Source organism: Terrabacter sp. Soil811, from assembly GCF_001429655.1.
Lineage (GTDB): Bacteria > Actinomycetota > Actinomycetes > Actinomycetales > Dermatophilaceae > Terrabacter.
Window position 1 is genome coordinate 42,141 of the sequence record NZ_LMSX01000003.1, and the last position, 19,959, is coordinate 62,099.

At 73.1% G+C, this 19,959-nt stretch carries 15 protein-coding genes and 1 riboswitch; of the genes, 9 read left to right on the top strand and 6 right to left on the bottom strand.

What is annotated here, in order from left to right; all coding sequences use genetic code 11:
• Positions 1 to 84: 84 nt before the first annotated feature.
• The 3 genes from ASH01_RS06485 to ASH01_RS06495 are packed head-to-tail and all read right to left on the bottom strand — an operon-like array spanning position 85 to position 2,692.
• Positions 85 to 873 carry an SDR family oxidoreductase gene (locus tag ASH01_RS06485; RefSeq protein ID WP_056773184.1) on the bottom strand — a complete coding sequence of 263 codons (789 nt, stop codon included), beginning with the start codon at positions 871 to 873 and terminating at the stop codon, positions 85 to 87.
• Positions 870 to 1,655 carry an acylneuraminate cytidylyltransferase family protein gene (locus ASH01_RS06490; RefSeq protein ID WP_056773186.1) on the bottom strand — a complete coding sequence of 262 codons (786 nt, stop codon included), beginning with the start codon at positions 1,653 to 1,655 and terminating at the stop codon, positions 870 to 872. The genes ASH01_RS06485 and ASH01_RS06490 overlap by 4 nt, the downstream gene beginning before the upstream one ends.
• Positions 1,652 to 2,692 (bottom strand): Gfo/Idh/MocA family protein, encoded by a 1,041-nt coding sequence (locus tag ASH01_RS06495; protein ID WP_235509548.1) that lies wholly within the window; start codon positions 2,690 to 2,692, stop codon positions 1,652 to 1,654. The genes ASH01_RS06490 and ASH01_RS06495 overlap by 4 nt, the downstream gene beginning before the upstream one ends.
• Positions 2,693 to 2,792: 100 nt before the next feature.
• Between ASH01_RS06495 and ASH01_RS06500 the strand changes: the two genes are divergently transcribed.
• The 9 genes from ASH01_RS06500 (at position 2,793) to ASH01_RS06540 (ending at position 13,984) form a co-directional block, all read left to right on the top strand.
• Entirely contained in the window at positions 2,793 to 4,229 is a 1,437-nt protein-coding gene (locus ASH01_RS06500; RefSeq protein WP_056773233.1) for a lipopolysaccharide biosynthesis protein, read from the top strand.
• Positions 4,230 to 4,295: 66 nt separating this feature from the next.
• A complete protein-coding gene (locus tag ASH01_RS06505) occupies positions 4,296 to 5,714 on the top strand; it encodes a hypothetical protein (protein ID WP_235509549.1) in 1,419 nt (472 codons plus the stop codon).
• Positions 5,711 to 6,355: a NeuD/PglB/VioB family sugar acetyltransferase gene (locus tag ASH01_RS06510; RefSeq protein ID WP_056773192.1), complete on the top strand. Its 645-nt coding sequence runs from the start codon at positions 5,711 to 5,713 to the stop codon at positions 6,353 to 6,355. The genes ASH01_RS06505 and ASH01_RS06510 overlap by 4 nt, the downstream gene beginning before the upstream one ends.
• Positions 6,352 to 7,410, top strand: coding sequence for an N-acetylneuraminate synthase family protein (locus ASH01_RS06515; RefSeq protein WP_056773196.1), 1,059 nt, complete (start codon positions 6,352 to 6,354; stop codon positions 7,408 to 7,410). The genes ASH01_RS06510 and ASH01_RS06515 overlap by 4 nt, the downstream gene beginning before the upstream one ends.
• An 8-nt stretch (positions 7,411 to 7,418) precedes the next feature.
• Complete coding sequence (gene neuC / locus ASH01_RS06520) at positions 7,419 to 8,639, top strand: UDP-N-acetylglucosamine 2-epimerase (protein WP_056773199.1); 1,221 nt, start codon at positions 7,419 to 7,421, stop codon at positions 8,637 to 8,639.
• On the top strand, positions 8,636 to 9,691 hold the full coding sequence (locus ASH01_RS06525) for a nucleotidyltransferase family protein (RefSeq protein ID WP_056773201.1): 1,056 nt from the start codon (positions 8,636 to 8,638) through the stop codon (positions 9,689 to 9,691). Before neuC ends, ASH01_RS06525 begins: the two co-directional genes overlap by 4 nt.
• 68 nt (positions 9,692 to 9,759) lie before the next feature.
• Complete coding sequence (locus ASH01_RS06530; protein ID WP_235509550.1) at positions 9,760 to 10,857, top strand: SDR family NAD(P)-dependent oxidoreductase; 1,098 nt, start codon at positions 9,760 to 9,762, stop codon at positions 10,855 to 10,857.
• The gene (locus ASH01_RS06535; protein WP_056773204.1) at positions 10,854 to 12,035 is read left to right on the top strand and encodes a DegT/DnrJ/EryC1/StrS family aminotransferase; all 1,182 of its coding nucleotides are present in this window, start codon (positions 10,854 to 10,856) and stop codon (positions 12,033 to 12,035) included. The genes ASH01_RS06530 and ASH01_RS06535 overlap by 4 nt, the downstream gene beginning before the upstream one ends.
• Before the next feature lie 62 nt (positions 12,036 to 12,097).
• Positions 12,098 to 13,984: a Na+/H+ antiporter gene (locus ASH01_RS06540; protein WP_056773206.1), complete on the top strand. Its 1,887-nt coding sequence runs from the start codon at positions 12,098 to 12,100 to the stop codon at positions 13,982 to 13,984.
• A 13-nt stretch (positions 13,985 to 13,997) separates the two neighbouring features.
• On the opposite strand, the gene recQ is transcribed toward ASH01_RS06540, so the two are convergent.
• The 3 genes from recQ to ASH01_RS06555 are packed head-to-tail and all read right to left on the bottom strand — an operon-like array spanning position 13,998 to position 18,420.
• A complete protein-coding gene (recQ, locus tag ASH01_RS06545; protein WP_082619486.1) occupies positions 13,998 to 15,965 on the bottom strand; it encodes a DNA helicase RecQ in 1,968 nt (655 codons plus the stop codon).
• 35 nt (positions 15,966 to 16,000) lie between these two features.
• Positions 16,001 to 17,059 (bottom strand): LD-carboxypeptidase, encoded by a 1,059-nt coding sequence (locus ASH01_RS06550; protein WP_235509551.1) that lies wholly within the window; start codon positions 17,057 to 17,059, stop codon positions 16,001 to 16,003.
• A 44-nt stretch (positions 17,060 to 17,103) separates the two neighbouring features.
• Complete coding sequence (locus ASH01_RS06555) at positions 17,104 to 18,420, bottom strand: bifunctional o-acetylhomoserine/o-acetylserine sulfhydrylase (protein ID WP_056773211.1); 1,317 nt, start codon at positions 18,418 to 18,420, stop codon at positions 17,104 to 17,106.
• Between the two features lie 89 nt (positions 18,421 to 18,509).
• Positions 18,510 to 18,629, bottom strand: a riboswitch (SAM riboswitch).
• Positions 18,630 to 19,959: the final 1,330 nt, after the last annotated feature.

A 19,959-nucleotide genomic window follows, 5' to 3' on the forward strand; every position in this document is an offset into this window, starting at 1 on the left:
CTCCCGCACCGAACCCGCCGTTCGAGGTGATGCCGGCACCCACGTGGGTGCCGGCATCACCTCGATCCGGGACGGAAGGGTGGCCTACCAGGCGGTCCAGCCGCCGTCGACGGCGACGACCTGGCCGGTGACGTAGGCGGACGCGTCCGAGGCGAGCCACGTGACGACGCCGCGGAAGTCGTCCTCGGTGCCCATCCGGCCCAGCGGCGTGAGCCGCTCGTAGCGCTCGACGAACGACTCGTCCTGGCCGCGCGCGATGCCCCCGGGGGCGAAGGCGTTGACCCGCACGTCGGGCGCGAGCACCGTCGAGAGGTAGCGCGTCAGCTGGGCGATGCCTCCCTTGCTCGCCGCGTAGGCCGCGGGGTTGCCCATCCGGGTGCCCTCGTAGAGACCCATGTTGGGCCCGACGAGACCGTAGATGCTCGACACGTTGACGACGCTCCCGTGACCTGAGGCGGCAAGGAGGGGTGCGAGCTGCCGGGTCAGCGAGAAGGGTGCCGTGAGGTTGAGGGCCAGCGCCATCGCGAAGGCGTCGTCGGTCTGCTCCTCGAAGGGAACGGCATACCCGGGGACGCCGGAGGTGCCGGTGAACGCGGCGTTGTTGACGAGGACGTCGCAGGCGCCGAGTCCACGGACGACGTCGACGACGCGCGAGATCCCTTGCGGGTCAAGAAGGTCGGCGCCGACGGGGACATGGTCGCTGCCGGGGAGCGCAGCGGCGGCTGCCGCGCAGCTCTCCTCGTCGAGGTCGACGACGACGACGCGGGCACCCGCCCTCGCCAGGGCGTCGGCGAGCACGCGGCCGAGCGGTCCGGCGCCCCCGGTCACGACGGCCGTGCGTCCGGTGAGCGCCGTCGTGGGCGTGGTCGTCATCGTGGGTCCTCCGTCTGGGCGATCGGGGCGGCGACGTCGAGCCACGGCAGCGTGATGAGCCCGGCGCCGATGAGGGCCTCGATGAGCCGGAACTCGTACTCGTCGTCGATGGAGAAGGCCTGGGCCTCGGGGATCTCGAGCCCTTCGTGGGTGCCCTCGTCGAACCACGAGCTCTCAAGGCGGCGCACGAAGTCGGCCCGCCAGAGGTAGAAGTTGCCGTTGATCCGCAGGAACCTGCCGACGTCCTGCCGTCGGGTGACGCCCGTGCCCGCCTCGAAGTAGCGGGAGAGCGCGCCGTCGCGGGACCCGTCGGGGCGCACGCCCACCCACACCGGGTTGAAGGTGGGTTCGGAGACGCTGATGACGCCGTCGAGGGCGGGCGTCGTGGCGAGGCGTCGGACGGCCTCGGCCAGCTGGGACGGCACCCGGGCGGGACTCGTCGGGTCGAGGAGGAGCACCGCGTCGTAGGAGCCGCCCTCGTCGCTCTCGACCCACTCGAGGGCATGACCCACGACCGGAGCCATGGGGGTGTCGTCGGCCGCGAGCTCGGCCGGGCGCAGGAACGGGGCTTCTCCACCGTGGGCGCGCACGACCTCGGCGATCTCGGCCGAGTCGGTCGTCACGACGCAGCGGGTGACCTCCGGCGTCATCGCCGCAGCACGGATGCTGTGGGCGATGAGGGGCAGGCCCCACATCGGACGGATGTTCTTGCCGGGCAGGCCTTTCGAGCCGCCACGTGCCGGGATGACCGCGAGGACGCGGGGCGGGGTGTGGTCGGTCACGAGCCGTCCTCGGTGTCGGGGTCGGGGTGGGGGCCCTGCGACGCCAGGGCCCTGGCCTCGTCGCAGAGACGGACGGCGTCGATGCCGTCGCCCAGGGTGGCCGGCGCTCCCCGGGCGATCCGCTGAGCCGCGGGGGACCACGGTTTGAGGTCGAGGGCCGCCCGCGCCTGGGTGCCCATGACGATGTCGCGGTCCAGGTCGTGCTCGAAGACCTGCTCGCTCACCTCGCCGTCGGAGGTCGTGTGCCGAACCATCGCGCGCGTGACGTCCCACTCGAGGATGCCGTCCGAGGTGTGGATGACGACCCCGCGCGACGTCGGGCGGGTGACGTAGTCGAGCCGCGCGGTCACGGTGAAGCGGTCGCGGGTGGTCCAGAGCAGCGTGGCGGCCTGCTCGGCCTCGATGTCGAGCGGACCGCTCGTCTCGAGGAACGAGCCGACGAGGTCGGGGCGGCCGAAGAGCACGCCGGCGTAGTCGATCTCGTGGACCATGTCGCGCAGCACACCGCCCTCGTCGCCACGGGCGGAGTAGGACTCGCGGTAGTCGCGGTCGGGCCGCCAGTCCGGCAGCCACGACTGCGAGCGCACGTGGGCCGAGGCCGGTCCGTCGATGCGGCCGACGAGCCGGCGCAGGTGGCGGAAGGCCTCGTGCGCCCGGAGCGGCGCGGCGACCCAGATGTCCTGGGCTCGCGGGTGGGCGCGGAGCACGGCCGCGTCGTCGGCCGACCCGGCGACGGGCTTCTCGACGAGGACCGACGCCGCACCGGCGTCGAGCGCCAGGACGGTGTCACTGACGTGCCGGGCGGTGTCTGTCGCGACGACGACGAGCGCGCCCGGCAGGGCGCCCGGGCCCGTCGCGTCGTCGAGCAGGCGCGCGCCGGTGACGTCGTCGACGGCGCCCGACCCGAGCCCGCGGTCGCGGACCGGCCAGAGCGCGACGTCGGCGCCCTCCTGCCGGAAGACCCGCGCGTGCCGCTGCCCGATGGAGCCGGAGCCGCGCACGACCACGGGCATCGACGACGGAGACGGGCTGGGCACACCTGCAGGCTAGAGGACGGCGCCGCGCACCGCTCAGGTCGCCGGGCACGACGCGGGTGGCTGAGCGGTGGGCCCGCCCCGCACCGGTACCTTCGAGCCTGTGACGAGCACGCCCGAAGGCACCGCGCCCACCGCCGCCCCCGCGAGCGGCTCGCTCGGAGCGCACTCGGTGGTCTACCTCGTCGGCACGGCGGTGCAGGGCCTCGGCGTGCTCCTCGTCCTGCCCTTCGCCACCCGGGTGCTCGGCGCCGTCGAGTTCGGTCGCGTCGCAACAGGTCTCGTCGTCGTGCAGATGGTCGGCACCATCGCCGCCGCCGGACTGCCGCAGGTCGTGCTCCGCGAGCACCACCGCGGTGCCGAGGGCCCACGGGTCGCGCGGGCCCTGGCCGGGACGATGGTGCTGCTGGCCCTCGGGCTCGGTGTCGTCGGCCTCGCGCTGGCCCTGCTGCTCTCCGCCACCGGGCACGCGGACCTCCGACAGTGGGTGCCGCTCGTCGTCGCCGCGGTGGCCCTGACGACGGTCGTGGCCGGCCAGACCCTGATGCGGGCGCGCCTCCAGCCCTGGGGCTTCCTCGCCCTCGCCGTGCTCGCCACCGTCGGGGCACAGCTCGCGGGACTCCTGGCGGCGCGGGGCGAGCCGACCGCGGGGACGTACCTCACGGCATACGCCGTCGTCGTCGTGCTGGCTGCCGTCCTCGCCCTCGTCCTCGGCCGTCCGCTGCCGCCCACGGTCGAGCGCGAGCGGGTCAGGGCGGGCATCCGCCTGGCCACGCCCCTCCTGCCGCAGGCGGCCGCGATGCTCGGCCTGCTCTCCGGGGACGTGCTGCTGGCCAGGGTCCTCGTCGGCGAGGCCGGGGCGGGCAGCTACCAGGTGGCGCTGCAGCTCGGGAACATGCCGTTCGTGCTCGCCGTCGCCCTCTTCAACGCGTGGGGGCCGCTCGTGCTCTCGCACCCCATCGACCGCCGCTGGGCGTGGACGGCCCGCACGGGCACCGCCCTGACGACCGTCGTCGCGGCGGGCGCGGCGGGGGTGGCGCTGCTCGGGCCGTGGCTCGTCGCCGTCATGGCCGACCCCGGCTTCGACCACGTCGCCATGGTCGGCGCGCTCGGGATCATCTGCACCGTGTCGGTGTCGTACATGCTCTACCAGGGCTCGTCGCTCGCCGTGCTCGACGCCGAGCGCACCGGCCGGCTCGCCTGGGCCGCGCTCATCGCGCTCGCGGTCGTCGTCCTCGTCGCGCTCTGGCTCGCGCCGCGGTCGGGCGCGACGGGTGGGGTCGTCGGCGTCGCGATCGCCAAGGCCGTGGGCTACGTCGTGCTCATGGCCCTGACGACGTGGTTCGCGCGGACCCACTCGCCGCTGCGCTGGCCGCCGCGGGTGGCCGTCGTGGCGCTCGCCGGTGTCGCGCTCGCCCTCGTGGGTGCGGTGCTGCCGCTGGAGGGGCCGGCTGCGTGGGTGCGCGTCGCACTCGCCGCCCTCGTCGGGGCGGGCGCCGTGGCCGTCGCGCCGCGGATCCTGCGCGTGCTGCGCGGATAGGATGGGGCGCTCGCCCGGCTCGCCTCGATCCGGCACGCACCGACACGCAGGAGAGACGCTTTCGTGGTGACACCGCTCGTCCACATGGGGTTGGGCTACGACGACCTCCTCGTCCCGGCCCTCGTGCACGCGGGTTTCGAGACGAAGGACCTCATCCTCGTCGTCCGCACGGACGCCAACCTCGCGTGGGTGCGCCGGCACGCGCCGCGCGCCACGACCGTCCGGCTGCCGTATGCCGCCGCGCGCAAGGCCAACGTCGTCAGTGGCCTCGCGCCCCACGCCGCCCTCAAACGGGCCTGCGCCGGGGTGGGTCTCGACCCCCTCGACCTGCTCGTGTCCGAGCGGGCGCTGCGCCGCAACCGGGTCGACACCGCGATGAACTTCCTCAACCTCGCCGCCGAGGAGCTCGAGGCGGCCATCGAGGGTCGCGGCCCCGTCCTGGCCCTCGTCGAGTTCACCGTGACGTCCGAGCTGCTCACGGCCGGCCTCGTGACCCACCACGGTGGCCTCGCGACCTGGCCGCGCGGCATACGCCTCCCGTCCGACCGCTTCGGACTCATCGGCGCGCCCAAGGGGATCACCCTGTGGGAGCGGCAGGTCCAGGACCCGTCGGCCCTCGCCGCCGGTCAGGCCTTCATCGACACGTGGCGGGCCGAGCACGGCCGGCCGATGGGCTTCGCCCGCAACCTCCAGGTCGAGACCGGCCAGGAGATCTGGCGGCTCGCGAGCGACCGCATCAAGGAGTTCGCCGTCGACCGGGGTGCGAACCTCCAGCTTCCCCGGCCCTCGGACTACGCCCGGCTCCCGTGGCTCAACCCCGTCAAGGCGCGGCTCAACCTGCGCGAGTACCAGGACCGTCGCTGGGACCCGGTGCCCGAGAAGTTCGTCTTCCTGCCGCTGCAGGTGCAGCCCGAGTCGAGCGCCGACGTCATGGGCCAGGAGTGGCGCGACCAGGCCTACACCGCCCGCGTGCTCGCCGAGGCGCTCGCACCACTCGACATCGGGGTCGCCGTCAAGGAGCACGCGCACTTCATGTGGCGCCGCGACCCCGACTACTGGCCGCAGTTCGACGCGCACCCCAACATCGCCACGATCGACCCCTTCGCCGACTCGCGCGAGCTGATGAAGCAGGCGGTCTTCACCGTCACCGCCACCGGCACGGTCGGCCTCGAGGCGGGGCTCCTCGGCCTGCCCGTCGTCACGGGCGCCGAGATGCCGTGGAGCGGCCTGGGCAACGTCGCGCAGCTCGAGTCGCCCGACGACCTGACCCGGTTCGTCGCCGACCGCGGCTGGGAGTCGCTGCGGGCCGACCAGGCCTCGATCGACGAGTGGTTCGTCCACGACTACGTGCGCAACTCGTGGGAGGGCCTCGTGCTCGACCCGCCGCGAGTGCCCGCCGTGCTCGAGCCCGACAACATCCGCAAGGTCGGCGGCGCGCTCGGCGAGGCCGCGGCCTCGCTCGGCCACCGGGGCGGACCCGCATGACGGGCGACGGCACCGGCTGGGTCGTCCTCGGCGCCGGCGGCCACGCGCGCTCGGTCGTCGACGTCCTCGAGCGCGCTGGTCACGCCGTCGTCGCGGTCTCGGGCGCCGTCCCGGCAGGCGCGTCCTGGCACGTCGACGTGCTCGTCGACGACCGTCAGGCCTTCGAGCTCCTCGCGGCGCAGGGACTCCACGCGGTCGTCGCCATCGGTGTCAACCGGGTTCGCGCGCGGCTCGTGCGAGAGCTCGTGGCACGCGGGATCTCGGTCCCGCCCGTCGTCGCCGCGACCGCGACGGTCTCTCCCCGCAGCGTCCTCGGGGCCGGTTGCGTCGTGCTCGAGCACGCGCACGTCGGACCCTCGAGCACCCTCGGTGAGGCAGTGGTCGTCAACACCGCGGCGGTCGTCGAGCACGACTGCACCGTCGGCGTCGGCACCCACGTCGCGCCCGGGGCGGTGCTCCTCGGTGCCGCGTCCGTGGGCGAGCTGACCCTCGTCGGCAGCGGCGCACGCGTCCTTCCCGGCCTCACGGTCGGGTCGGGCGTCACCGTCGGGGCCGGCGCCGTCGTCACCACACCCGTCGCCGACGGCGTGACCGTCGTCGGCGTCCCCGCAGCCACGCGCCCGACCGGAGGCACCGCATGAGCGACCACCTGAACGCCGTCCACCCGGTCGCGATCGGCGATGTCGAGGTCCCGACCCCCGGGGACGTCTACGTCATCGCCGAGGCCGGGGTGAACCACAACGGCGACATCGAGCTGGCCCACCGCCTCGTCGATATCGCGGTCGCGTCCGGCGCGGATGCGGTGAAGTTCCAGACGTTCTCACCCGACAAGCTCGTCTCGTCTGCGGCCGCGACGACGCCCTACCAGCGTGACCGCGGGGGTAGCGCCGACCAGCGCAGCCTGCTCGAGGCCCTGACCCTGCCCAAGGAGGCGTGGGTCGAGCTGCGCGACCACGCGACCGAGGGGGGGACGACCTTCCTCTCGACGCCCTTCGACCTCGACAGCGCCGAGATGCTCGTCGATCTCGGGCTGCCCGCGCTCAAGGTCAGCTCTGGAGAGCTGACGAACCTGCCCTACCTGCGTGAGATGTCCCGACTCGGGGTCGTCCTGCTCGTCTCGACGGGCATGGGCACCCAGGACGAGGTCGAGGCGGCCGTCGAGGCCTGTGCTGACGCGCCGGGGCTCGTCCTCTTCCACTGCGTGTCGGCCTACCCGGCACCGGTGGAGGAGTGCAACCTGAGGGTCATCCCGCGCCTGACCGAGCTGCACGGCATACCCGTGGGGTGGTCGGACCACACGCCCGGGCTGACGACGGCGCTCGGCGCCGTGGCGCTCGGTGCGCCGATCCTCGAGAAGCACTTCACGAGCGACCGCACCCTCCCCGGCCCCGACCACCTCGCCAGCCTCGAGCCGGACGCCCTCACCGACTACGTCGCGACGACCAAGCAGCTCGCCCGCGCGCTCGGCGACGGCGTCAAGGTGCGCATGCCCTCCGAGGAGGAGAACGCCGTCCTCGTGCGTCGCTCCTGGCACGCCGCGCGCGCGATGCCGGCCGGCACCGAGCTCGCGGGCACCGACCTCCAGCTGCTGCGCCCCGAGGGCGGCGTCAGCCCCGCCGTCGACATCCGCGGACGCGTCCTGGCCCGTCCCGTCGATGCCGGGGCCCCCGTGACCGACGCCGACCTCGCCGGCTGACCCGCACGATGACCCCTCCGCCCACGGTCGCCGTCTTCGTCGGCACCCGCGCCGACCTCGGACCGCTGTCGCCCGTCCTCGAGGCGCTGCAGTCGGCCGACGACGTGACCCTGCGCGTCCTGACCGGGGTCATGTATGCCGCTGACGACCTCGTCGCCGCCCTGCCCGCGAGCGCCACGGCGGACGCGTGGCGCGCGGCGGTCGTGCCGCTCGCCGAGCCGATGACCGAGGTGACCGTCGACGCCCAGCTCGAGCAGGGCGCGGTGCTCGCCCGCGCCGCCGGCCGGGCGCTGCGCGACGAGCACGTCGACGTCCTCGTGGTGCTCGGCGACCGGTGGGAGCTGCTCTACGTCGTGCCCGCGGCCGTCCTGCTCGGCGTGCCGGTCGTGCACCTGCACGGGGGAGAGGTGACGGAGGGGGCGCTCGACGAGCGGGTCCGCCACGCGGTCACCAAGCTCGCCGACCAGCACTGCGTCGCGTCCGAGGACGCCGCGGCGCGAGTGCGACAGCTCGGCGAGCCGGCCGACCGGGTCCACGTGACCGGGGCGCCCGGCCTCGACCGGCTGGCGACCGCGTCGCCGATCGCCGACGCCGACCTCGGCGAGCTGCTCGGCACGACCGTCGAGCGACCGCTCGGCCTCTTCACCTACCACCCGCCGACCGCCCAGCCCGATGCCCCGGTCGGGCAGTGGGCGCGCGAGGCCGCCGAGGCTGCGCTCGCCGCGTGCGGCACCGTCGTAGGCACCCACCCGGGCATGGACGAGGGGCGCGACGAGATCCTCTCGGCGCTGACCGGCCTCGCGGCACGCGAGCCCCGCCTCCGGCTCGTCGCCGCCCTCGGCCGTGACTACCCGCGCGTCCTCGCGGCCGCCGACGTCGTCGTCGGCAACTCGAGCTCGGGCGTCATCGAGGCCGCGACCCTGCACGTGCCGGCCGTCGACATCGGCGAGCGTCAGCGCGGTCGGCTGCGGGGCGACAACGTCGTCCACGCGGCCGAGGGCCGGGAGGCCGTCGAGGCCGCGCTGCGCACCGCCCTCAGCCTCCGCTGGCGGGAGCACTCGGCGCACGTCGCCAACCCCTACGGCACGGGTACGGCCAGCGCCGCCATCCTCGATATCGTTCGGACAGCGGCGCTCGCCCCACGGGCCAAGCACTTCGTGGACCTGCACCCGGCACGGGTGGTGGGCCGGCAACGGGCGCGCCGCACGAACGAGGAGGAAGAGGAGTGACAGCGCGAGACCTGCGCGCGGCGTGCGCGCCGACCACCGCGACGATCCGCGACGCCCTCGAGGTCGTGGACCGCAGCGGCAACCTCGTGTGCCTGCTCGTCGACGACGAGAACCGCCTCGCCGGGCTGCTCACCGACGGCGACCTGCGCAGAGCCTTCCTCAAGGGCACGAGCCTCGACGACGCCGCCCTCGACCACGCCACCCGGACGCCGCACTTCGTCGCCGCCGGGTCACCGCGGGCGCTCGTCCTCGACCTCATGCAGGCCCTGCGCATCTCTGCCGTGCCCGAGCTCGCCGACGACCGCACCCTCGTCGGCCTGCACACCCTGTCGGACGTCGTCGGTTCAGCGCCGCTGCCCAACGTCGCCGTCGTCATGGCCGGTGGTCGCGGCACGCGCCTCGGCGACCTGACCAAGGACACCCCGAAGCCGCTCATGACCGTCGCGGGCCGCTCGATCCTCGAGTGGATCGTCCTCGGTCTCGTCGGTGACGGCATCCGCGAGATCTACGTCAGCGTCAACTACCTCGCCGAGCAGATCGAGGAGCACCTCGGGGACGGTTCCCGCCTCGGGTGCACGGTCCGCTACCTCCGGGAGGACCCGGAGCGACCGCTCGGCACGGCCGGCTCCCTGACGCTCCTGCGCGACGAGCGGCCCGACCTCGAGCACGCCGTGCTCGTCATGAACGGCGACCTCATGGTCGAGTTCGACGCGAGCGACCTGCTCGACGCCCACCGGCGGACGGGCGCCGCCGTCACCGTCGCGACCCGCACCTACCAGCACGAGGTGCCGTTCGGCGTCGTCGAGAGCACCGACGGGCGCGTCACCGGCGTCTCGGAGAAGCCGACGCTGAGCTTCGACATCAACGCCGCCGTGTATGCCGTCGAGCCGCGGGCGCTCGCCTGGCTGCCCAGCGGGCGCGCCAGCACGATGCCGGGCCTCGTCGAGACGTGTCTCGCGCGCGACGAGCCGGTGACGGCGTGGCCGATCCAGAGCGACTGGATCGACGTCGGCACCCCGAAGGACCTGGCCCGCGCGAAGGGCGAGTCGTGAGCGCCCGCGCGAGCGACGACGTGACCGCCACGGTCACTGCTGACGTGGCAGACGGCATACGAGCACCCATGGACGACGAAAAGGCAGCTGTGACAACACTTTCCGCTCAGAGCACGACCGGTGAGATCCCCGACATCGAGCTGACCGCGCGACCTGTCGAGGGCTCGGTCGCCGGCAAGACCGTCCTCGTCACGGGCTCCGACGGCTTCATCGGGTCGCACGTCGTCGAGCGGCTGCTCGCCGACGGGGCGCACGTGCGCGCCTTCTGCCTCTACAACTCCAACGGCTCGACGGGGTGGCTCGACGAGTCCGACACCTTCCGGGCCGCGGTCCGCGACGGCCAGGCCGAGGTCGTCCTCGGCGACATCCGCGACCCCGAGCACGTCATGGCGACGACCGAGGGCGTCGACGTCGTGCTCCACCTCGCGGCGCTCATCGCGATCCCCTTCTCCTACGTGGCTCCCCGCTCCTACGTCGAGACCAATGTCATCGGCACGCTCAACGTGCTCGAGGCCGTCCGTCGCCACGGCACGCCTCGGATGGTCAACACGTCGACCTCCGAGGTCTACGGCACGCCCGAGTCGGTGCCGATCACCGAGGCGCACCCGCTGCGCGGCCAGTCGCCCTACTCGGCGACGAAGATCTCGGCCGACAAGATGTGCGAGTCGTACGCGTTGTCCTTCGAGACGCCGGTGACGACGCTGCGCCCGTTCAACACGTTCGGGCCCCGTCAGTCGACGCGCGCCGTCATCCCGACCGTCCTGTCGCAGCTGCTCGCCGGTGCGAGCCAGCTCAAGCTCGGCGACGTGACGCCGAAGCGTGACTTCACCTTCGTCGCCGACACGGCCGACGGCTTCGTCCGCGCGGCTCTGGCCGACGTCGCGCCCGGCACGACGATCCAGCTCGGCACCGGGCGCACCGTCTCGGTCCGCGACGTCGTCGAGCTGTGCCGCAAGGTCACCGGCAGCGACGCCGAGATCGTCACCGAGAGCGACCGCATCCGGCCCGAGGGGTCCGAGGTGCAGATCCTGCTGTCCGACCCGTCGCTCGCCAACGAGGTGCTCGGCTGGGCGCCCACCGTGTCGCTCGAGGAGGGCCTCGCCGCCACCGCCGAGTGGCTGCGTCCGCGCGTCGACCCCGAGACGGCCGGGCGGTACCACCGGTGACCACGACCGGGGAGGCGCACGCGCCCGGAGCTCGCGGCCCCGAGGGCACGATCCCGCTCGCGGTCCCCAACATCGGCGAGCTCGAGCGCCGCTACGTCCTCGAGGCCGTCGAGTCGGGCTTCGTCTCGTCCGTCGGACCGTTCGTCTCGGAGTTCGAGCGGCGCTTCGCCGCGCGAGTCGGGTCGAAGCACGCGATCGCCTGCGCGACCGGCACGGCCGCGATCCACATCGGCCTGCTCCTGCTCGGGGTCGGTCGCGACGACGACGTCGTCTGCTCCGACTTCACCTTCGTCGGCTCGGTCAACCCGATCGCCTACTGCGGCGCGCGGCCGGTCCTCGTCGACGCCGAGTGGACGACGTGGAACATCGACCCTGCCCTGCTCGCGGCCGAGCTCGACCGCCGCGCTGCCGCGGGGGAGGCGCAGCCCAAGGTCGTCGAGATCGTCCACGTGCTGGGGCAGCCCGCCGGCATGGGACCGCTCATGGACGCCTGCGACCGGCACGGCATACCCGTGCTCGAAGACGCCGCGGAGTCGCTCGGAGCGACGTGGACGGCAGGCCCCTACGCCGGGCGCCACACCGGCACGGTGGGCCGGATCGGGTGCTTCTCGTTCAACGGCAACAAGATCGCGACGACCGGCGGTGGCGGCATGATCGTCACCGACGACGACGACCTCGCCGCCCGGGCCCGCCACCTGACGACCCAGGCGAAGGTGCCCGACGTCGGCTACCTCCACGACGAGGTCGGCTACAACTACCGCCTCACGAACATCGCGGCCGGCCTCGGGCTCGCCCAGCTCGAGCGGCTCGACGAGTTCGTCGCGGCCAAGCACCGGATCGCGGCCCGCTACGACGCCGCGTTCGCTGACCTGCCGCTCGTCCTGCCGCCGCGCGTCGACGGGCTCGACGCGACGTACTGGCTCTACTCGGTCCTCGTGCCCGAGTCCGACGGGCGCGGGCGTGACGAGTTCCTCGACCACCTCAACGGGCTCGGCGTCGGGGCGCGCGCGCTGTGGCGGCCGCTGCACGACCAGCCGCCGTTCCTGTCGGCGCCCCTCGTGGGTGGCGCTGTGGGTGACGGCCTCTTCGCCCGAGGCCTCTCGCTGCCCTGCGCGACCGAGCTGACCGACGCCGACCAGGACCGCGTCATCGCGGCGGTGCGCTCCTTCTTCGTCTAGGCCTGCTTCGCCCGGGCCGGACGGCCGACGCACCGCGCCACGGGGTGGGGCAGGATGTCGTCGTGGAGATCGCCATCGGGCTGCTCGCGATCGCAGCCACCGTCCTCGGGGGGTCCTGGCTCGCCGACCGCTTCGACCTGCCGCCGCCGCTCGTCCTCATCGTCATCGGCATCCTCGGGTCCTACCTGCCGTTCGTGCCCGAGGTGGCCCTGAGCCCCGAGGTCGTGCTGCTCGGCATCCTCCCGCCCCTGCTGTACGCCGCCGCGATCCAGACGTCGCTCGTGGACTTCCGCAACAACCGGGGCGTCATCCTCAGCCTGTCCGTCGGGCTCGTGCTCTTCACGGCCCTCGGGGTGGCCCTCTTCCTGCAGTGGGTGCTCGGCCTCGAGTTCGGGGTCGCCTTCGCCATCGGCGCCGTCGTCGCTCCGCCCGACGCGGTCGCGGCCACGGCCGTGGGCCGCCGCATCGGGCTCCCACGCCGGCTCGTGTCCATCCTCGAGGGGGAGTCGCTCGTCAACGACGCCACGGCCCTCGTCTCCCTCCGGACGGCGCTGGCCGCGGCGGGTCTTGCGTCGGGGGTCTCGTCCGGCGGGGTGTCCTTCGGTGGCGTCGTGCTCGACTTCGCCTGGGCGTCGGTCGGGGGCATCGCGATCGGCGTCGTCGTCTCGCTCGTCGTGTCGGTGCTGCGCCGGCACTTCTCGACCGAGCCGGCCTTCGACACGGTGCTGTCGTTCATGGTGCCGTTCGCGGCCTACGTCCCGGCGGAGGAGCTGCACGCCTCAGGCGTCATCGCCGTCGTGACGGCCGGTCTCGTCCTCGGCCACAAGTCGCCGCGCACCCAGACCGGCGCCTCGCGCCTCAGCGAGCGCATCAACTGGACCTCGATCCAGTTCCTCCTCGAGAACGCCGTCTTCCTCCTCATCGGGCTGCAGGTCTTCTACGTCATCGCCGACGTCCGCACCTCGAGCCTGTCCGCCGGGCAGATCACGCTGGCCGCGGTCGGCACGCTCGTCGCCGTGCTCGTCCTGCGGCCGCTCTGGATCGTGCCGTTCCGCTTCCTCAGCACGCGGGTGTTCCGCATCGAGGCCCACGCTCCGTGGACGCACACCGTCGTCCTGTCGTGGGCCGGCATGCGAGGCGTGGTGACGCTCGCGGCCGCCCTGCTGCTGCCCCCGGAGACCCCGCACCAGAAGGTCCTCGTCCTCATCGCGGTCGTCGTCACGATCGGCACGCTGCTCATCCAGGGCACGACGCTGCCGGCCTTGGCCCGATGGCTCGACGTGCGCGGGCCCGACCCGCGCGAGGACGCGCTCCAGGCGGCCACCGTGCTGCAGGCCGCGACCCGGTCCGGCCTCGATGAGCTCGACCGGATGGAGGGCGTCGACGACGCGACGCGGGAGACGCTGCGGTCGCGGTCCGAGGACCGGCTCAACCAGATGTGGGAGCGGCTCGGGCCCCGCAGCGGCAACGACGACGAGACGCCGAGCGTCCGCTACCGACGCGCCCGGATGCAGATGCTGCAGGCGGAGCGCGACGAGGTGCTCCGGCTGCGCGACGAGGGGCGGGCCGACCACGTCGTGCTGCGCGTCGTCCTCAGCACGCTGGACCTCGAGGAGACCATGCTCGACCGCATCGACGACCAGGAGAGCCGCCTGGCAGAGAGTGAGATGTTGCCCGTGGACACGATCGAGGCTCCCTGCGAGCACCTCCAGGACACTGACTCGTGCGTCGAACCGCGCACGCCCGAGGGCTGCGAGGAGTGCCTGCGCGACGGCACGACGTGGGTGCACCTGCGCCTGTGCCTCCAGTGCGGGCACGTCGGCTGCTGCGACTCCTCCGAGATGAAGCACGCCACCGCGCACTTCCACGAGACGCAGCACCCCGTGATGCGCTCCATCGAGCCGGGTGAGGCCTGGCGCTGGTGCTTCGTCGACGAGGTCGTCGGCTGAAGCCGAGGATCGTTCAGCCGGCGTGCTCGGCCAACAGGGTCAGGAACGCGGCGCCGTACTTCTCGGCCTTGACCGGCCCGATGCCGTTGACCGTGAGCAGGTCGGCCGTGCTGCCCGGTCGGGCCTTCACCAGCTCCCAGAGCGTGCGGTCGGGCAGCACGACGTAGGCAGGCACGCCCTCGGCGTCGGCGATCGACCGCCGCTGGGTGCGCAGCAGCTCGAAGAGCGCCCGGTCGGCAGGGCTGGCCCCGGCTCCGGCCCCGGCTCCGGCTCCGGCCCCGGCCCCGGACCCGGCCCCGGTCGAGCGCGAGCCCGACGACGAACGGCTGCGTGCCGGCGCGGCCGAGAGCCGACGCAGCTCGACCCTCTCCACGCCGTCGAGAATCGGACGGGCCGCCTCCGTGATGGTGAGGGCGCCCATCCGGCCCGGATCGGGGACGAGGACCGAGCGCGCGACGAGCTGGCGGATGACCGAGCGCCACTCCCGGTCGGCGAGGTCGCTGCCCACCCCGAAGGTCGGCAGCTGGTCGTGCTCCCAGCTCGCGACCTTGTCCGTGCGCTTGCCGAGCAGCACGTCGATGACGTGCCCCGCGCCGAAGCGCTGGCCCGTGCGGATCACGGCCGAGAGCACCTTCTGCGCGGGCACGGTCGCGTCCCACAGCTGCGGCGGCTCCAGACAGGTGTCGCAGTTGCCGCAGTCGCCGGACTCCTCGTCGAAGTAGGCCAGCAGCAGACGCCGGCGGCACGAGGAGGCCTCGGCGTACCCGAGCATCGAGTCGAGCTTCATCGAGTCGACGCGCCGGTGCTCGGGACTGCCGTCGGACCGCATGATGAACGAGCGCTGCTGCACGACGTCGGCGAGGCCGTAGGCCATCCACGCCACCGCCGGCTCGCCGTCGCGGCCCGCCCGACCGGTCTCCTGGTAGTAGCCCTCGAGGCTCTTCGGGAGATCGACGTGCGCGACGAAGCGCACGTCGGGCTTGTCGATGCCCATGCCGAAGGCGATGGTCGCCACGACGATGACGCCCTCGTCACGACGGAACCGTTGCTGGGCGGCGGCCCTCGCCTCGTTGGGCAGGCCGGCGTGATAGGCGATGGCGTCGTAGCCCTGCTGGCGCAGGAGCGCCGAGATCTCGTCGGTGCGCTTGCGTGACTGGCAGTAGACGATGCCGGCGGAGCCGCGGAAGCCTGCGCCGTCGTTGCCGCTCTCGAGGAAACGCAGCAGCTGGGCGCGCGCGTCGCTCTTCTCCTCGACGACGTAGCGGATGTTGGGCCGGTCGAAGCTCGAGACGAACTCGGCGGCGCCGTCGAGGCGCAGCCGCTGGTGGATCTCGTTGCGGGTCAGCGCGTCGGCGGTGGCGGTCAGGGCGATGCGCGGCACCCCGGGGAACCGGGCGGTGACCTCGGCGATGCGGAGGTACTCCGGCCGGAAGTCGTGGCCCCACTGCGACACGCAGTGGGCCTCGTCGATGGCGAAGAGGGCGATGCCGGCGCCGGTGGCCGCGTCGTCGAGCAGACGCAGGAACGAGGGCATGAGCAGGCGCTCGGGCGCGACGTAGAGCAGGTCGAGGCGGCCCTCACGCACGTCGCGGCGGACGGCATCCGACTCCTCGGCGGACGAGGTGGAGTTCCAGAAGGCCGCTCGCACGCCGAGCAGGCGCAGCGCCTCGACCTGGTCGTGCATGAGCGCGATGAGCGGCGAGACGACGATGCCGACGCCGGGCCGCACGAGCGCGGGCAGCTGGTAGCACAGGGACTTGCCGCCGCCGGTGGGCATGAGCACGACCGTGTCGTGACCCGCCACGACGCGGTCGACGATCTCCTGCTGGGCCCCGCGGAACGAGGTGAAGCCGAAGACGTCGTGCAGGACGCGACCTGCGGCCCCCTCGTCGTGCGGGCCCTCGTCCGCGGCGACGGGTGCCTCGACCGTCACCTCGGCGTCGACGACCTCGAGCTCGGACCCGACCAGCTGCTTCTCCATGACCCGGCGAGCGTACCTGCCACCGCCGACCGGCCTCAGGCGAGCCGCTGCGTGACCGTGTGGGTGTCGCCGTCGTGGACGACCGTCGTCATGGCGCCCTGCACGAGCGCGAGGAACGGCGCGACGTGGCCGCACTCGACGTCGGCGACGATCGGCACGCCGAGCATCCCCAGGGCGTCGACGACGGCTGCGTGCTGCGTGAAGCCGTGCGGCTCTGGCGCGCTGGTCCGGGACACGAGGATGCCGTTCGCGGCGTCGAACCAACCACGCAGGCGCATCGCGTGCAGGGCACGGCAGATGTCGTAGGAGTTCCACTCGGCGATGTCGAGGAGCACGACGGTGCCGTCGGGCGCGTGGTCGCGCGCGAAGGCACCGATGTCCGCGAAGCGGCCGCCCGCGAGGAAGCTCACCGTCTCGACGCACCCCGCGACGAGCCTCCCGGAGAACGTGACGGGTGCGTCCTCGTGGCCCGGATCGATGCGGGTCCACGTCCCTCGGCCCTCGAGGGTCATCTCGGAGACCGTCGGGTTGCCGGCGTAGTCGTCCCAGCCGCCGGCACGGTGCCGCCCGGGGGAGTGCTGCCGCAGCTCGTTCCCGGCCGCGGCGCCCGCCACGTCGACCCAGTGGAGTATGCCGTCCGGCACGGCATACGGGGTGTCCATGAGGTTCTGCCCGTGGATCGTCGCGATGCCGGTCGTGAGGGTGAGGGGGGTCAGCCACGTCGAGGTGTCGGAGAAGCCGACGCACCACGTCGGCTCGGCAGCGGCGACCGCATCGAGATCGAGCAGGTCGAGCAGGTCGATGCCGGTCTCACCGCCCCACGGCGGGACGACCGCCCGGATGCTCGGGTCGAGGAGCATCTCCAAGAGCTCGGCCGCGCGGGCCTCGCGGGGCCCGCTCACGTGGCTCGGCGCGTGGTTGAGCTCACCCACGATGACGTCGAAGCCACGGTCGCGGAGGCACTGGACGGCATACGCGAACCGTCCCCAGAGCTCGTCGGAGACGCCGGAGCTCGGCGAGGTCACGCCGATCCGGTCGCCGGGGCGCAGTGGGGCGGGGTAGCGGATCGGCATGGCTGCCATCGTGCCAGCCATGCCGATCCGCTTCAGCCCGGTTTCGGGCGGGTCGGTCGGTGGCGTCAGGCCTTGGCGGCCGTGAAGCCCTGCTCGAGGTCGGCGACGATGTCGTCGATGTGCTCGATGCCGACCGAGAGGCGCACGAGGCCCGGCGTCACGCCGGCAGCGAGGCGGTCCTCGTCGGGGCCCTGGGAGTGCGTCGTCGAGGCCGGGTGGATGACGAGCGAGCGGACGTCGCCGATGTTCGCGACGTGGCTGTGCAGGGTCAGCGCCTCGACGAACTTCTTGCCCGCCTCGAGGCCACCGGCGATCTCGAACGAGAGCACGGCGCCGGCGCCACGCGGCGTGTACTTCTCCGCGAGAGCGTGGAACGGGCTGTCCGGCAAGGACGCCCACACGACCTTCTCGACCTGGTCGTGACCCTGGAGAAAGGCAGCGACCTGGTGGGCGTTCTCGAGGTGGCGCTCGATGCGCAGCGACAGCGTCTCGATGCCCTGGGCGATGAGGAACGCGTTGAAGGGCGACGCGGCCGGGCCGAGGTCGCGCAGCAGCTGGACGCGGGCCTTGAGGATGAAGGCGAGGTTGGCTCCGAGCGGGCTGCCGACGCCGAGATCGCGGGCGAAGACGAGCCCGTGGTAGCTCTCCTCGGGCGTGTTGTAGTTGGGGAACTTCTCCGGGTCGGCGCCGAAGTCGAAGTTGCCGGCGTCGACGATGACGCCGGCGATCGAGGTGCCGTGACCGCCGAGGTACTTCGTCGCCGAGTGAACGACGATGTCGGCGCCCCACTCGATCGGGCGGATGAGGTAGGGCGTCGCGACGGTGTTGTCGACGACGAGCGGCACGCCGTGCTCGTGCGCGAGGGCCGCGACGGCCTCGATGTCGAGGATCTCGCTCTTGGGGTTGGCGATGGTCTCGCCGAAGAGGAGCTTGGTGTTGGGGCGGATCGCAGCGCGCCACGAGTCGATCGACGTCGGGTCCTCGACGAAGCCGACCTCGATGCCGAACTTCGGCAGCGTGTGCTTGAAGAGGTTGAACGTCCCGCCGTAGAGGCTGGGGGAGACGACGACGTGGTCCCCGGCCTCGGCGATGTTGAGCACGGCGAGCGTCTCGGCGGCCTGGCCCGAGGCGACGAGGAGCGCGCCAACACCGCCCTCGAGCGCCGCGATGCGCTGCTCGACGACGTCGGTCGTCGGGTTCATCAGACGGGTGTAGATGTTGCCGAACTCCTTGAGCCCGAAGAGGTTCGCGGCGTGGTCGGTGTCGTTGAAGACGTAGCTCGTCGTCTGGTAGATCGGCAGCGCGCGGGCTCCCGTGGCACTGTCTGGGGCCTGGCCGGCGTGGATCTGCTTGGTCTCGAAGGACCAGTTGGGCTCGGTCATCGGTCGTCCTGCTCTTCCTGGGTCGTGTCGCTGACCGGGTCCCGTGTCACCGGGCCCCGTGCACCGACGGGTCGGTGCGGGAGAGAGGCTCTCCGCGCTTGCCCGAGCGCCGGGTGGCGTCGACGGGCCAGGTCTTCACCCGGGGCACCCCACCGCGGTTGGAGGGTTGCCGGCCAGCGAGCCGGGGCTTGTCGCTGGCGCTCATGACCTACCGGCGAGTGTACGTATGCGTGTCCGCCACGTGGGAGGGCGTGTCCTCATCGTGGACGGGCCCTTTCCGACGAGGGCCTCAGACCGGCGTAGGGCCGGGTCGAATCAGACGGGATGGCTTGCAGGGCAGAGCGGTTCGTCGTCCACAGGGGGTTTCCTAACTCTTGAACTCCGCTCGAACACCTGTTCTGCTTGATGCATCGAAGGATCACCGAGAGGAGGCTCACCGTGCCGTACACGCCGTCGCTGGTGGAGTCCTCCGGTGTGCCGGGGGTTGGCGCGGGCCGGGGAGCGGGTGCTGGCCGAGATCGAGGCGCTCGAGGTCGCCAAGGCGCGCCTCGAGGCCGACCTGCTCGCCGCGTACGGCGCGCTGGCCGGCATCGAGGCCCAACAGGTCGACGCCCTCCCGGTCGGGGCCGTCGCCCGGGTGTCCGCGCGGGTCTCGCCCGAGCGGGTCGTCAGCGAGGAGATCGCCCTCGCGACCGGGGTCGGTGCCGGGGAGGTCGCCCGCCGGCTGGCGCTGGCGACCGCGCCCCGCCGGCACCGGGTCGTCCTCGGTGCGCTGCGCGCCGGTCGGTTGTCGCTGCACCGGGCGCTGCAGGTCGTCTCCGACACCGCCCAGCTCCCGGACGCGGACGTGACCGCCGTCGCGCAGGCGGTGCTCGCCCCGTCCCGGGACGGGCAGCCCGTCCCGCAACGGACCTTCACCGCCCGCCTGCGACGCGCGGTCGCGTCGGTCGATGCCCGCGGCGCCCAGGAACGGCACGCGCACGCCAGGGCCCGGCGCGGGGTGTTCGGCCGGCTCACCGACGACGGGATGGGNGCGTCGGTCGATGCCCGCGGCGCCCAGGAACGGCACGCGCACGCCAGGGCCCGGCGCGGGGTGTTCGGCCGGCTCACCGACGACGGGATGGGCTGGCTCACCGTGACCACCGACGCCGCGAGCGTCGCCGCCGTCATGGACCGCCTCGACACCACCGCCCGGGGGCTGCGCGGCGCGGGCGATGCCCGCAGCCTCGACCAGCTCCGCGCCGACCTCGTCACCGACGCCCTGCTGCACCGACCGGGCCACCCCGGACCCGCGTCGGGTGAGGCTGAAGGTGGGACGGATGGTGAGACGGCGGGTGAGGCGGCGGGTGAGGCGGCGGGTGAGGCGGCGGCGCTGGCGTGGATCGTCGTCCCGTTCGAGGTCGCCACCGGCGAGGCCGACACCGCCTGCGAGCTCCCCGGCCACGGCTGGGTCACCGCCACCCACGCCCGCGAGATCATCACCCGCCCCGGATCCGTCTGGGCCACCCTGCCCGTCGACCTGCCCACCGGCCGGGCCCT